Below are 20548 nucleotides of genomic sequence, written 5' to 3'. Positions count from 1 at the left end.
GATCCTGACTTCAGGGTTCATAGCGAATAGATGACGGTCGCCGCAAGAATGATGGCTGAGAGAACGATCTTCGGACAACGGTCGTACCGTGTTGTGACACGCCACCAACCCTTGAGCCTGCTGAACATGATCTCAATCCGATTGCGCCGTTTGTCGTATTTGACCGGGGTCTTTCACTGCTTTCGACAATGGATGCAGGCATGTATCCCTTTGTCTTTCAACGCTTCCTTGAACCAGTCGGCATCATATCCGCGGTCCCTGAACAGCCAGTCGACATTCGGCAGGCTGCTTAGCAATGCTCGCGCTTCGATGTAACCTCTGACCTGACCTTCCGTAATGAACAGGTTCAATGGCCGGCCCTTGCAATTGTCGCTCGGAGCAATGGCAATTCTATGGCTGTTCTGTCGTAGATAGCGTGCAGCTTAATGTTCAGGCCCCCCTTGTCCGACCAAATAGGCGTCCGCGCCTCCCTTTTTTTTGGACGCTCATCCTGTTCGATGGATTTTCAGGGAGGTGGCATCGATCGTCACAGTCTTTTTCTTGCTGTGCTCGGCGGCCAGACCCGCCATTACCCGGGCGAAGACACCCTGTTCGTGGCTCCTTTATACCAATAGCGTCAGCTACTCACCTCCACCGTTCCCAACGGTTGTACAGTATCTTATGCGTCCCATAGGCAGCAACGGCACTACGCCACCGTAAGACGTTGCGATTGATGAAAACAATCCCACTCAAAACAGGTCGATCATTAATACGAGTTTTGCAGTGGGACGTCGGGAAAAGGGCGCAACACGCATCATCTGCGCAGCCATGCGCCAGAAAAAATCAGACATGTTCACCGTGCATTTTCGAACTATGAGTTACGCCACCACGCAGAAATCATTGGTCCTGACCCTCAATTTGTAAGTGACGCGGCTAACCGCTGCTCTCCGCCCCATACCCGTTACCTTCCATAAGAAGCGGGCTGCCTCTCTCCTTCCCTGTCAGACTTAACCAATGATGCTCCTCAAGATCCAACCATCAAAATTGAACAATAATAACTGATAAAGGGACCAGCTTTTTCGAAGCCGATCTTCTGAAGACCCCCACCCCCTGGGACCCCTATTGATCCCTTCGATCGTACTTCTTCTACCCTGCCAATAGATCTTAGCCTTGTGTCAGCGCTGAGCTGTGGGGCGATAGCCTGATTATAGAGTGGTGTCCGCCTTTTGGCAGACCCGCCATCACAAGCTCTTAGACATCAATGGCAGACAGAAAGGGACGAATATGCTCATCGGATATGCACGGACATCTACAGTGGATCAGAGAAACGGCGTAAAGGCTCAGAGAGAGTCACTGAGCGCCGTAGGCTGTGAGCGGCTATAGTGAGCAAACAAGCTCCTTAGCCGTCAGGGAGGCCCTCAGAGCCGCTATCGACTATGCTACTCCTCCTGACATGCCGCCCAATTCAGACCGAAGCGGTCGAGGTATTTTCGCAGCCGGTCCGCGTCGTTCCGACTCGCCTTCTGCGACCGGGATGCTGCAAAAAGGCGGCGCCCCGCCGCGCTGAGGCTCGCGGAAGCCCGGCAGATCCGTATGACCGCAGCCAGCTGAACGCGATCGAACTCGTCGATACCGGTTGCCGCCTCGCCCATCACCGATGCAAGAAGCTGCAAATCGGGATCGCGACTGGCATCGTGCCAGATCCCCTTGAGCGTTTCGATCTCGTGGCTCACCATCGATTGGGTGATCCGCCCGCGCGGCGCGAGGGTGCACAACCGCTGGATGGAGGCCCCCAGATCCCGGAAATTGCCGGGCCATAGCGTTCCAGGATCGGTCGCGAACCTCTGATAGCTTGCATGCGCATCTGCATTGAACGTGATGCGGCTACCAAGCTCTTGTTCCATCCGATCCATCTCGAACGCAATATTCGGCGCAATGTCTTCGGGGCGGTCGCGCAATGCGGGCAACGTAAAGGTCCATAGATTAAGACGGGCGAACAGATCGGCGCGGAACCGGTTTTCAGCCACAAGCCTTGCCAGATCCCGCCCTGCGCCCGCGATCAGATGAAAGCGGCTAGTCACTTCATAGTCGGATCCAAGCGGAAGATAGGTCCCCGTCTCGACCGCGTGCAGGATCATCGCCTGTTCATCCAGCCCCAGCTCGTCGATCTCATCGAGAAACAACACTCCGCCATCGGCCTCCTGCAACAGGCCGCGGCGGTCAGCGCCGGCCCCTGGGACGGCCTGCCTTCGATGGCCAAACAAAGTCGATATCGCTCTCTCTCCCTTCAGGGTCGAGCAATTGACATGGACAAGCCGCCCCTTGATCCGACGGCGCTGAAGCTTCAGTTCGTAAAGCCGCCCGGCAAGGTTCGACTTGCCGGTTCCCGTCGGTCCCATCAGCAGCAGCGGCGCGTCCGAATTCGAGGTTACCAATTCCATCCGGTCGATCATTGCGTTGAAGGCCGGGTTTCTGGTGTCGATCCCGCCCTTCAAAAGCGTATTGAATTCCTTGGTGACAAGGTCGAACCGCTGCTGCAGGGCGTTGTATTTCGACAGATCGAGATCAACGATCTGCAAAGAGCCCGGCCCCTCCTCGTCCTGACGCGGTGGTCCGGTTTGGACCAGCTTCGCCGGAATATGGCGGGCTTCGGTCAGCAGAAACCAGCAGATCTGCGCCACATGTGTGCCGGTCGTCAGGTGAACGTGATACTCTTCCCGCTCGTCGTCAAAGCCGTAGTCGCGGGCGAAGTCGAACATCGCTCCATACATCTCTTCGAAATCCCAAGGATCCCGGATCTCCATCTGGTGCAGCAGCACCTCTGTTCCGGGATGTCTCGCTTCGATATCTGCCCGGATCTTTGCACCGAGCCCCTGCCAACGGCGACTATGGAGCAGCTCGAGCCGCGCGACAGGAAAGTCAGGATGATCATTAATCTGTACAGAAGGACGCCAGCGCCGTCGCTTTCCCGCATCCAGATTCGTCCCCAGAAAGCCGATAACAACGTTCTTCTTCATATCGCTATCCATATGTATAAACTACGATATGTGTAAATCTTAAAAATCTGTATCTTTATCCGGCGAGCTGGATTTACGGTACAAAATCAAAGTCTTACGTGAATATCGGTTTTTCTTCACGGCATCGATCCGATCCGGCAAAACGTCCTCACCAATGAGTGAAGGATAAGAGAAATGGCAAACAAATCCGTGTTTGCATCGATGAAGGGTCCGTTGTCTCCGGCAGGGACCGCCAGGAACCTGGCGGGGGCACCGGCCTACACCTATTCCGATGGGCATGCCTTGGCACAGATCGCGATGACCGGAACGTTCGGGCGGACGGTCTATCAGGACCCGATGCAAGAGCTCTCTCGCACGCTTGGTCTGGCACGCAAGGTCGATCCGTCCTTCCTGGCGAAGGCGGCAATCTATACCCGCAAGCAGGGGCATATGAAGGATATGCCTGCCCTGCTGCTGGCAGTCCTGTCGGCCCGCGATCCGATCCTATTCCGGCAGGTCTTCGGACGTGTGGTAGACAACGGCAAGATGCTCCGCACCTTCGTGCAGATCATGCGGTCGGGCCAGGCCGGGCGGACATCGCTGGGATCCGCACCAAAGCGAATGGTTGCCAACTGGCTGATCGACGCGCCGGATCGCGCAATCCTGCAGGCCAATGTCGGGAATGACCCGTCGCTGGCCGACGTGATCAAGATGGTGCATCCCAAACCGGGCAATGCCGCCCGCGAGGCGCTTTTCGCCTGGATTCTCTCAAAGCCGTGCGACATCGCATTGCTGCCAGACAACGTGCAGGATTTCCTGCGGTTCAAGAAGACGGGGAAAGGCCGTTTGCCGGATGCCCCGTTCCAGATGCTGACGCAGCTTGATCTGTCCACAATGCACTGGGCCCAGATCGCTGAAACGGCATCCTGGCAGATGACCCGCATGAACCTGAACACGTTCCTGCGGCACGGGGTTCTGGCTCTGCCGAAGATGCGCCGGATGATCGCAGATCGTTTGCGGGATCCGGATCTGATCGCGAGGGCACGGGTCTTCCCGTATCAGCTGATGACGGCCTATCAGGCCATGTCAGCCGAGATGCCAGAAGAGATCAGGGAAGCGCTGCATGAGGCGATGGAGCTTTCGGTGCGCAATGTGCCAAAGCTGCAAGGCCAGATCGTGGTCGCTCCGGACGTGTCCGGTTCCATGGCCGGTCCTGTAACCGGCTACCGCAAAGGAGCCACCACGGCGACCCGGTTCGTCCACGTGGCCGGCCTCGTTTCGGCATCAGTGCTGCGGCGCAACCCGCAGGCGACGGTGCTGCCGTTCGAGGTGACGGTGCGCGACATACGTCTTGAGCCGCGCGACACGGTCCTGACGAATGCGGCACGCCTGGCGGCTTTGGGTGGCGGCGGGACCAACTGTGCGGCACCGCTCGAATGGGTGCTGGAGAAAGGGCGCACCCCGGATCTGGTGATCATCGTCTCGGACAATCAGTCCTGGGCGCACAGCAAATATGGCAACCGTGGGACGGTGATGATGCAAGCTTGGGAAAAGCTGAAGCAGAGGAATCCGAAGGCCAGACTGGTCTGCATCGACATCGCCCCCTATGGGACCACCCAGGTCAAGGACCGAGCCGATGTGCTGAATATCGGCGGGTTTTCGGACACGGTCTTTGACCAGATCGCGGCATTTGCAGGCGGCGAGATGGGTCCGGACCACTGGGTCGGCCAAATCGAGGCCGTCGAGGTCTGAATAACCGGATCAGGCGGACAGCCTGAGGGGATGCGGGACAGGACCCTGCCTTGCCAAAGAATGTCCGCCTGATCCGACCCAAGAAGCTCCTCGGAGATCCGGACCGAACGTCCTGCCTCCGCAAAACCGTCCCGGTGTCCAAAGGGCCGCAGGACACCGATCGAATGGAAAGGAAGCTATCCCGGCGAATGCCGGTGGAACTACAGGGTAGAGCGCCGGTCACGGGATCGGAGGTCGCGGGTTCAAACCCCGCCGTCATGCAAGTGGCGTAGCTCAGCAAAAAACGTTTCACCTCCCCTTGTCGCCGGACCCGAAGAAATCTTGCCTGGCAAATGCCGGTGGAACTACATCGTGTCGCGGGTTCGAGCCCCGCCCTCGCCACTAGGCGGGGTAGCTCAGTCGGTAGAGCAGTTCGTTTCGCCAAACCCTTGTTGCCAGACCTGAACACTCCCGGGCGAAGCCTTGGTGGAACTACACAATAACTGTCGTGGTCGTGGGTTCGAACCCCACCCCCGCCGCCAAGCGGGGTAGCTCAGTCGGTAGAGCACGTAACGTTTCACCAGATTCTTGTCGCCCGGGTCAGATCAATCGAAGCGGACCGGGCTGCGTTCTGCGGTTTCCCTCAACGAGTCCGCCAGACCGCTATGCTCGAAAGACCAGTCCCAGCAGATGCGCTCATGTCATTGCAACGCGACCAACGAGAACAAAGAGACCTTAAAATGGACAAGCAAAAAGAAGGTGAGGCCTTTCGGTCTGCATGGAAAGGGATGAACGGGCAAGTCACCCCCTTGGCCATGCGCCGGTTCGAGGCTCGGCGAGAAGCCTATACGCCGTTTCAGATCGCAAAGCTGGATCCCATCTTTCGAGATGCCGTCCGGTATCACGTCCTAGCTTCGGACAGTTGGATCTCGCGTCTTTCTTCGCGGCGATCACACGTGGATCCGACGCGCCTTTTTCGGGACCACCCGCAATATGCCCTGATGGCGCTGCATGCTCCATCGGGGCAAATGCGGGAACTGGCCGTCAGGTGGGCTCCGATGAAGGATCCTGCAGCGCTGACCATGTTGCTCTTGCGGTGCAACGATTGGAGCGCGGTCGTTCGAACAGCCGCGTTCAAGCGGCTGGACGATAGCCTATCACAGCTTAACGACAGGCAAATTGCCCAACTGGCATTGTTTCTTCTGGCACGGGTCCCCCATTGGGGGCGTGGCGGGGCAGATGTCCTGCCTCGGTTCAAAGCGCTTCCCAAATGGCCGGCAGCCGTCAAGATGATGCTCAAAACAAGCCAATACGGCCCGCTCGCGAAAACCATGCGGCAGTTGCTGCGCCATCCGGACCACGACTGGATGCTGCCTGAACTCGCAATGCGCGCAAAGTCGGCTTTTGTCCGGGCAGTGGCCTGCGACACCGTGCTGACAGGTCGGGCAAAATGGCATGTCGGCTACGACTGGGTCTGGGAAGACCGGGTCTACAATCTCGGCCGCCGACGGGCGCTCTATGACAGCCGACCCGTCCCCGTCTCGTCCCAGTGCCGTGCGATGATCCTGAGATCGGCATGCAACGACAAAAGCGCCAAAGTCAGGTGCCTTGCCGCAGAGTATTTCATCTCCAACGGCATAGCGAAGCACGGCGATCTCGCGCAAACCTTGTTGCAGGATCGGGCCCGGACTGTCCGCGAACGGATGACGTATTCCACAAAGAAATGGTCCGCCCATCCGGAAGAAATCGATAGCGTTCAAAGCAGCCCTACCCGGTCTTAAAGATATGAAGATGAGATGACCACGAACATACAGAAAACCAGCCGCCTGCTGTCGCAGGTCCTCAGGCACGCCCCCGAAGCGATCGGGATCACCCTCGACGCCGAAGGCTGGGTCGCCGTCGACGACCTGCTGGAGCGGCTCGCCGCAAACGGGCACCCCCTTTCGCGCGCAGATCTGGAGCACATCGTCCGCACAAGCGACAAAAAGAGGTTTACCCTATCGCAAGACGGTGCGCGTCTCCGTGCGGCGCAGGGACATTCGGTGCCCGTGGACCTTGGGCTTGAGCCGAGGGAGCCGCCCGCGATCCTGTTCCATGGCACCGCCGCAAGCCACCTCGCACAGATCCGGGCAGATGGCCTGCTCCCTCAAAGGCGTCTGCAGGTCCACCTGTCTGCGGATCGGGACACCGCGATCCGGGTGGGACGGCGGCATGGAAAACCGGTCGTTCTGATCCTCGACGCCGCCGCGATGGTGGCGGACGGCTTCCGCTTTTATCAGGCCGAAAACGGGGTCTGGCTAACCGATCACGTACCAGCCGGATATCTAAGGCAAGACGACGACCCGAATCCCGAACCTTAAAAAGAGAAACCGTAACAAGTCGCGGAGCTTGTTCCTCACATCCCCAAGCCGCGGCCCGCCCAGAGAACCCGGCCTCCGCCCATCCCATTCAAACCTCCAGCAGATCACTCACCCGCGGCGGGCAGCAGATCCGGCCTGACGAGAAAGGCTTCATCCGTCAGACTCTCCAGGAACGCGATCAAAGCGGCCCGCTCGGCCGGGCTGATCTCGAAGCCGCGCACGAAATGCGACTTGTTGGGATTGAGCCGCCCATCCCCGGCAAACGGCCCCTCCGCCAGATGCCGCCCTCCCGCCGCATAATGGTCCACGACCTCCTCCAGCGTCGCAAGGCTGCCGTCATGCATATAGGGCGCCGTCAACGCGATGTTGCGCAGGCTCGGCGCGCGGAACAGACCGCGATGCCTCGGGTTCTGCGTCTGTTCGAACAGCCCCTGATTATCGACCGGGTAATCCCCCGTGTCGCCGACATTATAAAGACCGTTGGAAAAGAACATGAACGGCCGCGAGGCAGGATCCGAAGTGTCGTCCATATAGGCCGTCGTCAGCGTCGGCCCGCTATGGCAGTGAAAGCATTCCAGCCGCTCGCCGTTGAACAGCGCTAGCCCCAGCTGCTCCTCCTCCGTCAGAGCGGACAGATCGCCCTGCGCGAAGGCGTCGGCGCGGCTGTCGAAACTGGTCATGGTCCGCAAAAAACTCGCCAGCGCAAAGCTGATCTTGTTGAAACTCGCCCCCGTCTCGCTCTGCGGAAAGGCGTCGCGAAAAAGGCGTGCCATCTCGGGATCGTCGTCGAACCGGGCCAGAACCTCGGCCGCGTTCGCATCGTTCACGCCCAGCTCGACCGGCCGCTCCGACCGGATCGGAATGTGGATCTGCTCTTCCAGCGTGACCAGCGACTGGCTGGCCCAGGTCAATTGCGAAAACCAGGCGACATTGGCCAGCGACTGCGAGTTGCGCGGATGGATCTGCCCGGTCGAGCCTTCGGACCGCGCCACCCCATCGCTGAAGGCCAGCTCAGGCAAATGGCAACTGGCACAGGATTGCGTCTGGTTGCCCGACAGACGCGTATCGTAGAACAGCTCCCGGCCCAGCGCGATCTTCTCTGCCGTCAGCGGGTTGTAATCCGGGATCGCCGGCAGTTCGACATGGTCCGGCAGGTGAAGAAGGCCGCGCAGCTCGGCCTCCTCCGCCCCGGTCTGCGCGGTCAGGGTGGCGGCGCTTAAAAGAAGCATCGCTCCCGTCCAGCCCGCCCATAACCGGCTCATTCCATCACCTTGAAGACCATGTTCCGCGAAGCATCGCTTTCACCGCTGTTCAGATCGATCCCGAACGCATCAAAGATCGTCGCACAATCCTGCTGCATCTTCGCGCTGTGGCAGCTTGTGCCCGGCTGCATGCCAAGGACCTCGCGCGTTTCCATGTTCATGATCGGCGCCTGAAAATCGAGGCCCTCTAGAACCGCCTCCAGATCCAGCATCACCCGCAGATCCGATGGATCCGACACCGGCAGCACCACTTGCGCGGTATTGAGATACCCGCAGCGCTCCCGGTCCGTCAGCGCCTTGCCTTCAGCAGGCCCGCAATCGCCCGATCCGATATGGATATAGCCTTCGCCATAGGTGCCATCGGCAACATCAACCGTGTGGTTCAGCACGAAATGCCGATAGCCCGATGCCCAGTTCCAGTACATCTCGGCCAGCGGCGACGGCGCATCCTCGGCGGTGCCGCCCGCGATCACCGCCTGCATCACCGACTGGGGCACGCCGATGTCAAAGCTGACTTCGGTGATCCCCTCTACCGCGACGGATCCGGTGACGGCCTCATTCACTCGCGCCGTCCCTTCCCCGAAACTGACGGAGCCGGGCGCGCAGGTCCCGTCCGTATTCGCCGTCAGATCGACCAAAGCCACGCTGCCTGCGGAATGAACGAGCTGAAACGGTGTCTCCTCCAGCACCGCGAGATAGGCCGTGCCGTCCGCATCCCGAAAGCTCAGATTGCTGACATAAAACCGCAGATCATTGATCCCGACGGTCATGTCGCCCTTAGGGCCTAGTCCCGCAACCTGCGAGGTGCAATCGACCAGCGCCCCTTGCGCCATAGCCTGAAACGTCATGGAGAAGGGCACGTCCATCGCCGCCTCGCCGTCCATCTCGTGTTGCGAGTGATCCATCTCCTCCATCGCGCCGTCGCGGGTCTCGATGTTGAAGACGACCTCGACCGGCCCCGCCTGCTCGAAATTCAGCGTCGCGGCAAAGCTCTCTCCCTCTTCCCACGGATCGCCGCCCAGCCCCATGAACATGATGTGCAGCCCGCCGGGCTCCAGCACGAGCGTCTCGCCCGGGGCGATCTCCATCCCGTCCTCTTGGGACAGCATCCGCGCGACACCGGCATCGTCGATCTCGGTCCGGTGCAGCGTGATCCGCTCGAACTCGGCCTCGACCGATAGCAGGCGGTCGGGCGTGTCGCCTTCATTGGTGATCGACAGATAGCCGATCCCGCTGATCGCCGTGGCGGTCGTCTCGAAACTGTAGGGATGACCGATGACCAGATCACCGGTCGAGAACTCGTGCGCCGCCAAAGGCGTCGCAAGACTGCAGGCAAAACCCGCGACAAGAGAGATTGAGCGCATGGCGCCCTCCTTGAATGAAGCGTGCTCCCCGAGGGGGCGGGATAGGAAAGGATGTCCCATGAACCGGGACGGGATCGCGTCAGCCGATTTCCGGCGGTGCCCGCTGCCGATGCCGCCCCGAACCGCGCGCATCCTCGGCCCACGCGACGCGCAGAACCGCGCCCGCAGCATCCGGGCCTTCCAGATCCACAAGCGCGGCAAACGGCGCCGGACCGGACGCCTCGTCAAGAAGACGGCACAGCGGGCAATGATCACCCCCACCGCCAAGCTCACCGCAATAATCCGCAGCGGCCAGCCCCATCGCATAGACAGCACGCAGCTCGCTCGACGCCTCCGCGCGCGCGGGCGCAGTCCAGGCGCTCGCCAGGCTGACAAACAGCACAAGCCCAAGGGCCAGCAGGCCGGAAAGGAGCGGTCTTCCTCGCATGGCGGCAATCTATGCCACTCCCGCGCGGGTGAAAACCGCTAGCGTGTCGCAGCCCGGCGAAATCCGGATCCGGCATCGCTTCCACCTGCATCGTCCTGCCAATCCTGCTGCCCAAAATCGCGGCTCAAAATTAAATCTGGTTTAAGCCCTTGAATCGGGTAAGCTTCTTGGATCGCGCCTTCGTGCGGTGGTCCCGAGGCGACCGTGCTTCGGGCGTGACAGGCCTCCGTTCCCCCATCGGATCCGCCGTTCGGATCCTCCCGTCGCGCGACAGGGCCCGGGTCAGGAGACGGGCCGCCCTCCGGGCGCAGCGCGGTCGCGCCCCGACATCCAAAGGAACATCCCAAGACATAGGTACATCATGAGCGCGAAAATTGTCGTCGGACTTGACGGAGGCGGTTCAGGAAACCGCGCTGTCGATTATGCTAAGAAACTCGCCGGTCAGATCGGATCCTGCGAGCTGATCCTCGTCTACGTGATCGAGTGGTCGCCCTTCACCTTCCAGACCCCCGAAGAAAACGAAGAACGCCACAAGCGCCGCGAGGAAGAGATCTCCGCCGCTCAAAGCCGCATCATCCAGCCCGCTCTCGACCGGCTCGCTGATGAAGGCATACCAATACGCGGCATCGTCAAGCACGGCGACGTGGCCGAAACGCTCGACCGGGTTGCCAAGCAGGAGAAGGCCGACCAGATCGTCGTCGCCCGCACGTCCGAGACAGGAATGATCCGCCGGATCTTCGGCTCCTCGACAGCCAATCTCGTGATGCATTCCACCGTCCCCGTGACCGTCGTCGGATGAGGAGCGTTCCAGTGACATACAAAACAGCTTTCACCGCAGCCGCCCTCGCGCTCTGCACCGCCGCAGCCCATGCCCAGGAGGCCCCGGGCATCGACGAACGCGTCAACGACGCCTTCGCTGCCGCCACAGGCCCCTTCGTCGGCTTCATCTTCTCGTCCCTGCCCGGCACGGATTTCCCGTGGATCGTGCTCTGGCTCGTCATCGCGGCCAGCGTCTTCACGATCTATTTCGGCTTCATCCAGATCCGCGCCTTCGTCCATTCGATCCAGCTTGTCAAAGGTGACTATTCCGATCCCGACGATGCCGGAGAGGTCAGTCACTTTCAGGCCCTGACCACCGCCCTCTCGGGCACGGTCGGCCTCGGCAATATCGCGGGCGTCGCCGTCGCCGTCGGCATCGGCGGGCCGGGCGCGACCTTCTGGATGATCCTCGCGGGTCTTCTCGGAATGGCCTCCAAATTCACGGAATGCACGCTCGGCGTGAAATACCGCAACGAATATCCCGACGGCACCGTCTCGGGCGGCCCGATGTACTACATGAAGAAAGGCTTTGCCGAACGAAACCTGCCCGGCGGCGGATTTCTCGCCATCCTCTTCTCGATCTTCTGCATCCTGGGCGCCCTTGGCGGCGGCAACATGTTCCAGGCCAACCAAGCCCATGCTCAGATCATCGGGGTCACCGGAGACTATCCGGGCTGGATCACTGGCACCGTTATGGCGCTGGTCGTCTTTGCTGTCATCGTCGGCGGGATCAAATCCATCGCCCGCGTCACTGAAAAGGTCGTTCCGTTCATGGGCGTTCTTTATGTCGGCGCGGCCCTCGTGATCCTGCTGATAAATTTCGATCAGATCGGCTGGGCCTTCGGAGAGATCTTCCGCGGCGCCTTTACCGATACCGGGATCGTCGGCGGCGCCATCGGCGCGCTGATCCAGGGCTTCCGCCGCGCCGCCTTCTCCAACGAAGCGGGCGTCGGATCGGCGGCCATCGCCCACTCGGCGGTCCGCACCAAAGAGCCGATTACCGAAGGCTTCGTCTCACTTCTGGAGCCCTTCATCGATACGGTCGTCATCTGCACGATGACCGCGCTGGTCATTACGATCTCGGGCCAGCTGATGATAGATGCCGAAACCGGCAACTATCTTATCAGCGAAGGCGCGATCCAGACCGTGGGCGGCACTTCCGGCGTCGCGCTGACCTCGGCCGCCTTTGAAAGCGCGTTCAGCTGGTTTCCCTACGTGTTGGTGATCGCGGTAATCCTCTTCGCCTTTTCGACGATGATCTCGTGGTCCTATTACGGCCTCAAGGCCTGGACCTACATGTTCGGCGAAGGCAAGGCGAAGGAGCTCATCTTCAAGGTCATCTTCTGCCTCTTTGTTATCGTCGGAGCGGCGGCAGAGCTCGATGCGGTTATTGGCTTTTCGGATGCAGCAATCTTTTCGATGGCGTTGGTCAACATCCTCGCCCTCTACTTCCTGATGCCTATCGTCCGCCGCGAGCTGCGCAGCTATCAGGAGCGGCTGAAATCCGGCGAGATCAAGAAGTTCGTCCACTAGGGCGACGCTCAAAACGGCGCCGGATCGGTTTTCCTGACCGGCGCCTACCCCCGGCGCGCCGTCGACGCGCGCGCCTTGATCTCGGTCCCCAGATCCACGGCCTCCGGCTTCTCCTCGGGCGCATCGATCACCTGCATCAGCAGCTCCAGCGCTCCTCGCCCGATCCGGTAGCGCGGCGTTGCCACTGAACTCAGCGCGGGGTTCAGAAACCGGCTCATCTCCAGATCGTTGAACCCGCAGATCCCCAGTTGCCGGGGCACCTCGATCCCGCGCCGCGCGGCCTCCAGCAAGGCACCAGCCGCCAGATCGTCATTGTTGCAGAAAACCGCATCCACCTCCGGCGCGCGCGCCAGCAGATCCCCCAGAAGCTGCCCGCCTAGACCCACGGTCGACGCCGCAGGCGTCGTCACCACCCGCCGCGCCTCGAACAGACCTCGCGCCTTCAGCGCCTCGGTAAACCCCGCTAGCCGCCGCTGCGATCTCGGATCCATCCGCGCGCCCATAAATCCGATCCGCTCGTAGCCCTGCTCCAGCAGATGCTCCACAGCCGAAACCGCCCCGTCCCGATGGGAAAACCCAATCGCCAAATCCACAGGCGCGGGTCCCTGATCCATGATCTGCACCACCCGGCACTCGGCCCTCTCCAGCATCGCGCGCGAGCTGTCCGTCTGATCGAGCCCCGCCACGATCATCCCCGCCGGTTTCTGCCGGAGGAAGGTCCGGATCAACCGCTCTTCCCCCGACGGGCTATAGCGGAAATTGCCGATCTGCACGCTGTAAGGCGTCTCTTCGACCGCGTCATAGATCCCGCGCAGCACCTCGGAAAAGACGCTGTTGGTCAGCGACGGCACCAAGAGCCCCACCACATCCGTCCGCTTCGACGCCAGCGCGGAGGCCGCCGCATCGGGCACATAGCCCAGCCGCTCGATCGCCGCCGCGACCCGCAGCCGCGCCTCCTCCGACACCAGCTCGGGACGGCGAATCGACCGCGAGACGGTGATCGCGCTAACACCGGCAGCTTCGGCCACATCGACCATGGTCACCGCGCTACGTTTGGGATCGATCTCCTTCATCTGCTTTGAAATACAGCAAGAAACCCGATCCGCAAACCCTTTGGAGCATCTCGCGGTTTGACTTATGATTGCGCAATCATTAACCAACATTCAATCGGATCGCCCAAGATCCGAACACGACATCAGGGAGGATGCACCATGCGTGCCACATTCATCGCCACAGCGCTTGCCGTTCTGGCCTCAACCGCCAGCGCCCAGGATCACAGTTTCCGCTTCCAGTCATCCGACCCCGCGGGCAACGCCAATTTCCAGCTTCAGCAGCAATGGGCCGCAAGCGTCTCCGAGCTGACCGACGGCCGCGTCACGGTCGAGCTTCTGCCGGTCGAGACCATCGTCGCCCATACCGAAACGCAGGACGCGGTCGCCGCCGGGATCCTCGACGGCCACTTCACCGACACCTCCTATTTCGCGGGCAAGGAGCCTGCCTTCGGCCTCATCGCCAACCCCGTGGGCGCGTGGTCCGACCCGCAGGAAATGTTCGACTTCATGGAGAGTGGCGGCGGCAAGGAGCTGATGAACGAGATGCTTAACCCCTACGGGCTCCAGTTCATCGGCGCGACCACGCCGGGGCTGGAATCCTTCCTCTCCAAGGTCCCGCTCGAAGGTGTGGACGATCTCCAAGGCCTCAAGATGCGCGCCCCCGAAGGCATGGTGCAGCGCGTCTTCGCCGCCGCGGGCGCCGCCCCGGTCAACCTGCCGGGATCTGAGGTTTTCACATCGCTCGACAAAGGCGTGATCGATGCCGCCGACTACACGGTCTTCTCGACCAACCACGCCCAGGGCATGCATGACGTGGCCACTCACCCGGTCTATCCGGGCTTTCACTCCATGCCCCTTGTCGAGGTCTCGATGAACAAGGCCAAGTGGGACGCCTTGCCCGAAGATCTGCAAACCGCGCTCGAGCAAAGCGTGACAGACTTTGCCACCATGCAGGTCGAGGCGCTGGCCGAGGCCGATCAGGCCGCCATCGCCGAAGCCGAAGCTTCGGGCGAGGTCACGATCCACGACTGGCCCGCCGAGGAACGCGCCCGCTTCCGCTCCATCGCCACCACCGAATGGGAAAAGGCAGCCTCAGCCTCGGACGCCTCGCAGAAGGTCTACGACACGCTCACCGCCTATCTCGAATCCAACGGCCTGCTGAACTAGGCTCCAAACCGGCGGCGCCTCCCCCGGGGGGCGCCGCCGCTTCGTCCCGGAGCCTCGCCATGACCGACACGCCCGATCCCCTTCCCGCACGCGAAGATCCCGGCTCCGCCGAAGCGGCAGGGCTCTATGGCCGGGCGATCAACGCCATCGGCGTGATCTTCGCCATCGGCATCCTCGCCTCCGCCGGCATCCTCTTTCTGGAGGTGATCCTGCGCTACGGTCTGAACCGACCCACGATCTGGGCGCACGAGATGGTCATCTTCTTGAACGCCGCCGCCTTCGTCTTCGGCGGGCTCTATGTCGCCGCGCGCGACGCGCATATCCGCGTCGTCCTGATCTACGACCAGCTCTCGGGCCGCCTGCGCCGGATCTTCAACGTCGTCATCTCGATCGTCTGCGCCCTGTCCTCGGCAGCCTTCGCCGCCGCGATGTGGACCTCCGTCGCCCGCGCAGTCTGGACCCCGGCGGGAGACATCCGCTTCGAGACCACCGGCTCTGCCTGGGATCCGCCGACACCGGGCCTGCTGAAACTCTTTCTCTTCGTCGTCCTAATCTTGCTGGCGATCCAGTTCACGATCCTCGCGATCAACTACGCGCGCGGCAAAGGCCAGTGAGACAGCTCGGCCAGACCTTATGCCCGGTGGCACCGCCGGGCAGCGCCCGACCCTCCCCATGGGAGGGCGCTTCACGCTCCCCCAGGCTCGGACGCTGCCCTCCGCTTATCGCTCCCAAACCCACGGCCCACCCCTGATGGACCTCCTCCCCGACCTCTCCGCCATGGGCATCGAATGGGCGACCTTCGCCATGCTCGTCATGCTCATCGGCCTGCTGCTCACCGGCATGCCGCTGGCCTTCGTCACCCTGCTCGTCGCGCTGATCTTTGCGCTCGGCTGGTTCGGCCCCATGGCCGTCCCGCTGATCACCTCCCGCATCTTCTCCTTCGTCAATTCCTTCGTCTTCGTCTCCGTCCCGATGTTCGTGTTGATGGCCGCGATCCTCGACCGTTCGGGCATCGCCCGCGACCTCTTCGACGCGATGCGCGTCGTCGGAGGGCGGCTCAGAGGCGGCGTCGCCATCCAGACGCTGCTTGTCGCCGTCATCCTGGCGGCCATGTCCGGCATCATCGGCGGCGAAGTCGTCCTCCTTGGCCTCCTCGCGCTGCCCCAAATGCTGCGCCTCGGATACGACCGGCGGCTCGCCATCGGCGTCTGCTGCGCGGGCGGCGCGCTCGGCACGATGGTGCCGCCCTCGATCGTGCTCATCATCTACGGCCTCACCGCGTCGGTCTCGATCGGAGACCTATTCACCGCCGCCTTCATCCCCGGCCTGATGCTGGCCAGCTTCTACGTCGCCTACGTCCTGATCCGCGCCTATCTCGACCCCAGCATCGCCCCGATCCCCGAACAGGGAGAGATCCCAACCGCCGAAAAGCTCCGCCTCCTCAAAGGCCTGATCCTGCCGATCATGGTGGTGATCTTCGTTCTCGGCTCGATCTACGGCGGCATCGCATCCGTCACCGAAGCCTCCGCTATCGGCGTCATCGGCGTCACGCTCTCCACCGTCATCCGGGGCGAATTCTCCCTCACCCTACTGATGGGCGCCGCCCGTCAAACGCTCGCCACCGTCGGCATGATCGTCTGGATCGGCATCGGAGCCTCCGCCCTCGTCGGCGTCTTCAACCTGATGGGCGGCATCCAGTTCGTCTCAGGCCTCATCACCGGCATCTCGGACAATCCCACCATCGTCGTCCTCTTCATGATGGCGATCCTGTTCGTGCTCGGCATGTTCCTCGACTGGGTCGGCATCGCGCTATTAACCATGCCGATCTTCGTGCCGATCATCCGAGAGATGGGCCTTGATCCCGTCTGGTTCGGCGTCGTCTTCGCGATGAACATGCAGGTCAGCTTCCTCTCGCCCCCCTTCGGCCCCGCCGCCTTCTACCTCAAGTCCGTCACCCCGCCCGACATCTCGCTGGGAGAGATCTTCCGCTCCCTCCTCCCCTTCATCTGTCTGCAGATTCTGGCCCTCGCGATCCTCATCGCCTTCCCCGCGATCGCGGGGGGATAAGGAGAGCCAGACATGACCTTCGCCTACATCATCGAGCCCCCGTTCAACTATCACAATGAGAGCGGCACGCTCGCCGGATGCGATATCGATCTGGCCCGGCACGTTTTTAAACAGATCAACGACGAGGAGTTTGCCCCGGTACAAACCGAGTTCGCCGACCTCCTGCCGGGTCTGACCCGTGGCGACTGGCAGATGACCACCGGCCTCTTCTCCTCCGAAGAGCGGAGCAAGATCGCCACCTTCACCCGTCCGATCTGGGCGCTTCCGGATGGCCTGCTGGTGCCCGAAGGAAACCCGCACGCCATCACCGGCTACCGGTCGCTGGCCAAGACGGCCAACGGCACCCTCGCGGTCATTCGGGACCAGATCCAGCACCGCACCGCCCGCGATCTCGGCCTCCCCGAAAGCCGCATCACCGCCTTCGAGACCTATGAAGACGCCGCCGCAGCGGTCGAGAACGGGACTGTCTCCGCCTATGCCAGCGTGGCCCGGGCCCATGCAGGCTTTCTGGCCGGCCATCCCGACAAACCGCTCGAGGTCGTAGCGGTCCCTAGCTCGGAAAAGGCCCCCGCCTATGGCGCCTTCGCGGTCGCCCTCTCCCGCCCGGACCTGCTCGACCGGGCAAATGAAATCCTGTCCCAATACCTCGGAAGCCCCGACCACCGACGCATGATGGCGGGCTACGGCTTCACCGATGCCGAGATCGACCTTGTGAGCCCTCCGCACAACCGCCAAAGGTGACCCAAGCCAGCGCGCAAAAGGACCCCGCCCCATGACCTCCGCCGACACCCCCACTCTCCGCTCCCGCTCCTGGTTCGACAACCTCGCCGATCCCGAGATGACCGCGCTCTATCTCGAGCGCTATCTCAACTTCGGCCTCACTCCTGAAGAGCTCCGCTCCAACCGCCCGATCATCGGTATCGCGCAGACGGGCTCCGACCTCTCGCCCTGCAACCGCCACCATGTCGATCTGGCAAAGCGCTCCGCTCAGGCGATCCGCGACGCGGGCGGCCTGCCGCTCGAATTCCCCTGCCACCCGATTCAGGAGACCGGCAAGCGCCCCACCGCGATGCTCGACCGCAACCTCGCCTATCTTAGCCTGGTCGAGATCCTCTACGGCTACCCGATCGACGGCGTCCTCTTGACCATCGGCTGCGACAAGACCACGCCAGCCCTCCTGATGGCCGCCGCCACCGTCAACATCCCCGCCATCGCGCTCTCCGTCGGGCCGATGCTCAACGGCTGGCACAAGGGCAAGCGCGCGGGCTCCGGCTCGGTCATCTGGGAAAGCCGCCAGCGCCTCGCCGCAGGCGAAATCGACGCCGCCGAATTCCTCGAGATCGCCGCCTCCTCCGCCCCTTCGACGGGCTACTGCAACACGATGGGCACCGCGACCACGATGAATTCGCTCGCCGAGGCGCTCGGCATGCAGCTCCCCGGCTCGGCGGCCATCCCCGCCCCCTATCGAGAGCGCGGGCAGATGGCTTATCACACCGGCAAAGCCGCCGTTGAGGCCGTGATGCAAGACCGCCGTCCCGCCCAGATCATGACCCGCGCCTCCTTCGAGAATGCCATCGTCGTCAACTCCGCCCTGGGCGGCTCGACCAACGCGCCCATCCATCTCAATGCCATGGCCGCCCATCTCGGCATCACGCTCACCAACGACGACTGGGAGAGGATCGGCCACCACATCCCCCTCCTCGTGAACCTCCAGCCGGTCGGAGACTACCTCGGCGAGGACTTCCACCATGCCGGCGGCGTCCCCGCCGTCATCGGCCAGCTTCTCCGCGCGGGCCTGCTGCCCCACCCCGACGCACTCTGCATCACCGGCAAGACCATCGGCGAGACCTATCAAAATGCCCCCGTCCACAACGCAGAGGTCATCCTCAGCCCCGAGAAGCCGCTCAAGACCGATGCGGGCTTTCTCAACCTCTCCGGCAATCTCTTCGACAGCGCCATCATGAAAACCTCGGCCATCGGCGCCGAATTCCGTGACCGCTACCTGTCTAATCCCGACGATCCCGACGCCTTCGAAGGGCCCGCCGTCGTCTTCGATGGCCCCGAGGACTTTCACCATCGCATCGACGATCCCGCCCTGGGTATCACGCCGGACGCCATCCTCGTCATGCGCGGCGCGGGCCCCAAGGGCTATCCGGGCGGCGCCGAAGTCGTGAACATGCGCCCGCCCTCCTACCTCATCAAGAAGGGCGTCCACGCCATGGCCTGCATCGGCGACGGCCGCCAATCGGGCACCTCCGGCAGCGCCTCGATCCTCAACGCCTCGCCTGAGGCCGCAGACGGAGGCGGCCTCGCCCTCCTCCAATCCGGAGACCGCATCCGCGTCGACCTCAAAGCCCGCAAAGCCGACATGCTGGTGAGCGAAGACGCCCTCGCCTCTCGCCGCCAAACCCTCGAGGCCGCCGGAGGCTTCCCCTCCCCTGACAGCCAAACCCCCTGGCAGGCCCTCTTCCGCGAAAAGGTCAAACCCTTCGCCGATGGCATGGTCCTCGACGGAGCCCCCGATTTCCGCGACATCGCCTCAAAGGGGTTGCCGCGGAATAATCACTAGAGACCGGAAGTCATCTCTCCCGCGTAAAGCGCGAAATGCCTAATTGCGAAAAGGCTGTGCTTGCGGAAGAAAAGGAATGATCGATTTATAGAAGCTCAAAGGCGGGCGGGGACGAAGATCACCGCCAGACATGACGATTCTCGGATCGTGGCCGCGTTTAATCAGGAAATAATCCGTAACAAGCTGCGCCTGTGCTTCCGTTCGCAATGTCAAAAAGGAAACCGACCCCGGCGTTTGCATCATATAATTGTAATCGCTGAGAGACGAATGATGCTCATGGGTATCGTCGAACGCCGCGTCTCGCATTGCATCGACCAGTTTATTCTTCGTCTTAAACCGACCCTGAACAAATGTGCTGGTGCGCCAAAGAAAATCGGAGAGTCGCTCGCCTACTCTGGGCTGTGCGGCTGCACCGAGATGCGACAGGAACCGATCGTTGGAATAGATAGCCCACGCGGTTTGGTATTCAGGCTGTGGCCCAAACTCGAACACAGGATCCCATGCTTCTGCCTCCCAGTATTCTCCCTTGTCCTTCTTGTAGAGCGTGTTGTAATAATATTCTTTCTCAAACGCGTTATGCATTTTATCGATAAGGACACAGTCCTTTGCAGCAATGCTATCTGTAGCTGCTTCTTTAGTAAGGCCTTCGTACTTCCTTTGAAGCTCCTTGATCTTTCGCTGTAGTCTGTTCCAGTATATATCGCCCATAAATTCGTAATGGTCTGATAAAGTAAGATTGTGGTGATCGCTCTCTTCGAGCGCACTTTTGATCCCGTTCTGATGTTGCCAGATATGAGCTACCTCATGAACCAGCGTGGCCATATGCTTCGGCTTTTCGCTTTCGGACAGATCGTCTCGCCAGTCATCGCCGACAAGATAGATATCGTTGCCAGAAGCATGGGAGCGTCCGGGAAAATCCTTCTTCGCTTCATCATCGATATAGCCATTATGAATACGAACCAGATCGAAGATCACACCGGTGGCGAAGATTTCGCGAAGCAGGGTGATTTCCCCGGCCGTTAGCTTACGACCACCACGGTCTTGGGACAGGGCCATATTACTTGTTCTCTCTTACTTTGGGCGCGATAGATCTACCGCTTGAAATCTCAAATCTTTGAATAGCGTCTGGGCTGAACTCTATAGTCGGTCCAAATGGCTTCACAAGTGAAAGCTGCTCAGCTCGCCAAAGCATGGCCCGCGCCCCCACCCCGCCTCCACCGTC

At 61.5% G+C, this 20548-nt stretch carries 16 protein-coding genes, 1 tRNA gene and 1 pseudogene; 11 read left to right on the top strand and 7 right to left on the bottom strand.

Going from position 1 to position 20548, the window contains the following annotated elements:
• Positions 1-17: 17 nt before the first annotated feature.
• Both AAD018_RS05945 and rtcR read right to left on the bottom strand, forming a co-directional pair.
• A pseudogene (locus AAD018_RS05945) lies at positions 18-830 on the bottom strand (IS5 family transposase).
• 588 nt (positions 831-1418) lie between these two features.
• On the bottom strand, positions 1419-2996 hold the full coding sequence (rtcR, locus tag AAD018_RS05940) for an RNA repair transcriptional activator RtcR (RefSeq protein ID WP_367313050.1): 1578 nt from the start codon (positions 2994-2996) through the stop codon (positions 1419-1421).
• A 174-nt stretch (positions 2997-3170) separates the two neighbouring features.
• Between rtcR and AAD018_RS05935 the strand changes: the two genes are divergently transcribed.
• From AAD018_RS05935 to AAD018_RS05920, 4 genes are all read left to right on the top strand, one after another.
• On the top strand, positions 3171-4727 hold the full coding sequence (locus AAD018_RS05935) for a vWA domain-containing protein (protein WP_367313051.1): 1557 nt from the start codon (positions 3171-3173) through the stop codon (positions 4725-4727).
• A gap of 384 nt (positions 4728-5111) precedes the next feature.
• Positions 5112-5248, top strand: a tRNA-OTHER gene (locus AAD018_RS05930).
• Between the two features lie 198 nt (positions 5249-5446).
• Positions 5447-6487, top strand: coding sequence for a hypothetical protein (locus AAD018_RS05925; RefSeq protein ID WP_367313052.1), 1041 nt, complete (start codon positions 5447-5449; stop codon positions 6485-6487).
• Positions 6488-6502: 15 nt separating this feature from the next.
• Positions 6503-7066, top strand: coding sequence for an RNA 2'-phosphotransferase (locus AAD018_RS05920; protein WP_367313053.1), 564 nt, complete (start codon positions 6503-6505; stop codon positions 7064-7066).
• A gap of 104 nt (positions 7067-7170) precedes the next feature.
• On the opposite strand, the gene AAD018_RS05915 is transcribed toward AAD018_RS05920, so the two are convergent.
• The 3 genes from AAD018_RS05915 to AAD018_RS05905 form a co-directional block, all read right to left on the bottom strand.
• Positions 7171-8328, bottom strand: a complete 1158-nt coding sequence (locus AAD018_RS05915) for an MbnH family di-heme enzyme (protein ID WP_367313054.1) — start codon at positions 8326-8328, stop codon at positions 7171-7173.
• On the bottom strand, positions 8325-9692 hold the full coding sequence (locus tag AAD018_RS05910) for an MbnP family copper-binding protein (RefSeq protein ID WP_367313055.1): 1368 nt from the start codon (positions 9690-9692) through the stop codon (positions 8325-8327). The genes AAD018_RS05915 and AAD018_RS05910 overlap by 4 nt, the downstream gene beginning before the upstream one ends.
• 79 nt (positions 9693-9771) lie before the next feature.
• Positions 9772-10119: a hypothetical protein gene (locus tag AAD018_RS05905; protein ID WP_367313056.1), complete on the bottom strand. Its 348-nt coding sequence runs from the start codon at positions 10117-10119 to the stop codon at positions 9772-9774.
• Positions 10120-10480: 361 nt separating this feature from the next.
• Here AAD018_RS05905 and AAD018_RS05900 point away from each other — a divergent pair, with 361 nt between their 5' ends.
• Together AAD018_RS05900 and AAD018_RS05895 are read left to right on the top strand one after the other, a co-directional pair.
• Positions 10481-10918 carry a universal stress protein gene (locus AAD018_RS05900; RefSeq protein WP_367313057.1) on the top strand — a complete coding sequence of 146 codons (438 nt, stop codon included), beginning with the start codon at positions 10481-10483 and terminating at the stop codon, positions 10916-10918.
• A gap of 11 nt (positions 10919-10929) precedes the next feature.
• Positions 10930-12471, top strand: coding sequence for an alanine/glycine:cation symporter family protein (locus tag AAD018_RS05895; protein ID WP_367313058.1), 1542 nt, complete (start codon positions 10930-10932; stop codon positions 12469-12471).
• 44 nt (positions 12472-12515) lie between these two features.
• Here the strand turns inward: AAD018_RS05895 and gntR are convergent, their stop codons facing one another.
• Entirely contained in the window at positions 12516-13544 is a 1029-nt protein-coding gene (gene gntR, locus AAD018_RS05890) for an HTH-type transcriptional regulator GntR (RefSeq protein ID WP_367313059.1), read from the bottom strand.
• A 138-nt stretch (positions 13545-13682) separates the two neighbouring features.
• Between gntR and AAD018_RS05885 the strand changes: the two genes are divergently transcribed.
• The 5 genes from AAD018_RS05885 to AAD018_RS05865 all read left to right on the top strand — a co-directional run bounded on the left by AAD018_RS05885 (position 13683) and on the right by AAD018_RS05865 (position 19326).
• A complete protein-coding gene (locus AAD018_RS05885) occupies positions 13683-14690 on the top strand; it encodes a TRAP transporter substrate-binding protein (protein WP_367313060.1) in 1008 nt (335 codons plus the stop codon).
• A 59-nt stretch (positions 14691-14749) separates the two neighbouring features.
• The gene (locus AAD018_RS05880; RefSeq protein WP_367313061.1) at positions 14750-15304 is read left to right on the top strand and encodes a TRAP transporter small permease subunit; all 555 of its coding nucleotides are present in this window, start codon (positions 14750-14752) and stop codon (positions 15302-15304) included.
• Positions 15305-15440: 136 nt separating this feature from the next.
• Complete coding sequence (locus AAD018_RS05875; RefSeq protein WP_367313062.1) at positions 15441-16757, top strand: TRAP transporter large permease; 1317 nt, start codon at positions 15441-15443, stop codon at positions 16755-16757.
• Positions 16758-16769: 12 nt separating this feature from the next.
• Positions 16770-17498: a transporter substrate-binding domain-containing protein gene (locus AAD018_RS05870; protein WP_367313063.1), complete on the top strand. Its 729-nt coding sequence runs from the start codon at positions 16770-16772 to the stop codon at positions 17496-17498.
• Between the two features lie 31 nt (positions 17499-17529).
• Positions 17530-19326 (top strand): IlvD/Edd family dehydratase, encoded by a 1797-nt coding sequence (locus AAD018_RS05865; RefSeq protein WP_367313064.1) that lies wholly within the window; start codon positions 17530-17532, stop codon positions 19324-19326.
• 39 nt (positions 19327-19365) lie between these two features.
• On the opposite strand, the gene AAD018_RS05860 is transcribed toward AAD018_RS05865, so the two are convergent.
• On the bottom strand, positions 19366-20382 hold the full coding sequence (locus tag AAD018_RS05860; protein ID WP_367313065.1) for a hypothetical protein: 1017 nt from the start codon (positions 20380-20382) through the stop codon (positions 19366-19368).
• Positions 20383-20548 lie beyond the last annotated feature (166 nt).

It is taken from the genome of Aestuariibius insulae (assembly GCF_040783535.2).
In the GTDB taxonomy this organism is placed as follows: Bacteria; Pseudomonadota; Alphaproteobacteria; order Rhodobacterales; family Rhodobacteraceae; genus Aestuariibius; species Aestuariibius insulae.
The sequence above is the reverse complement of the archived record's forward strand: the minus strand, read 5'-3'. Positions and strand labels throughout refer to the sequence as shown.

Bases quoted from the DNA above. Each gene is read 5' to 3' on its own strand.
- AAD018_RS05900 (WP_367313057.1), top strand. From the start codon at position 10,481: ATGAGCGCGAAAATTGTCGTCGGACTTGACGGAGGCGGTTCAGGAAAC.
- AAD018_RS05910 (WP_367313055.1), bottom strand. From the start codon at position 9,692: ATGCGCTCAATCTCTCTTGTCGCGGGTTTTGCCTGCAGTCTTGCGACG.
- AAD018_RS05935 (WP_367313051.1), top strand. From the start codon at position 3,171: ATGGCAAACAAATCCGTGTTTGCATCGATGAAGGGTCCGTTGTCTCCG.
- AAD018_RS05860 (WP_367313065.1), bottom strand. From the start codon at position 20,382: ATGGCCCTGTCCCAAGACCGTGGTGGTCGTAAGCTAACGGCCGGGGAA.
- gntR (WP_367313059.1), bottom strand. From the start codon at position 13,544: ATGAAGGAGATCGATCCCAAACGTAGCGCGGTGACCATGGTCGATGTG.
- AAD018_RS05885 (WP_367313060.1), top strand. From the start codon at position 13,683: ATGCGTGCCACATTCATCGCCACAGCGCTTGCCGTTCTGGCCTCAACC.
- AAD018_RS05870 (WP_367313063.1), top strand. From the start codon at position 16,770: ATGACCTTCGCCTACATCATCGAGCCCCCGTTCAACTATCACAATGAG.
- AAD018_RS05915 (WP_367313054.1), bottom strand. From the start codon at position 8,328: ATGAGCCGGTTATGGGCGGGCTGGACGGGAGCGATGCTTCTTTTAAGC.
- AAD018_RS05905 (WP_367313056.1), bottom strand. From the start codon at position 10,119: ATGCGAGGAAGACCGCTCCTTTCCGGCCTGCTGGCCCTTGGGCTTGTG.
- AAD018_RS05865 (WP_367313064.1), top strand. From the start codon at position 17,530: ATGACCTCCGCCGACACCCCCACTCTCCGCTCCCGCTCCTGGTTCGAC.
- AAD018_RS05925 (WP_367313052.1), top strand. From the start codon at position 5,447: ATGGACAAGCAAAAAGAAGGTGAGGCCTTTCGGTCTGCATGGAAAGGG.
- AAD018_RS05920 (WP_367313053.1), top strand. From the start codon at position 6,503: ATGACCACGAACATACAGAAAACCAGCCGCCTGCTGTCGCAGGTCCTC.
- rtcR (WP_367313050.1), bottom strand. From the start codon at position 2,996: ATGAAGAAGAACGTTGTTATCGGCTTTCTGGGGACGAATCTGGATGCG.
- AAD018_RS05880 (WP_367313061.1), top strand. From the start codon at position 14,750: ATGACCGACACGCCCGATCCCCTTCCCGCACGCGAAGATCCCGGCTCC.
- AAD018_RS05875 (WP_367313062.1), top strand. From the start codon at position 15,441: ATGGACCTCCTCCCCGACCTCTCCGCCATGGGCATCGAATGGGCGACC.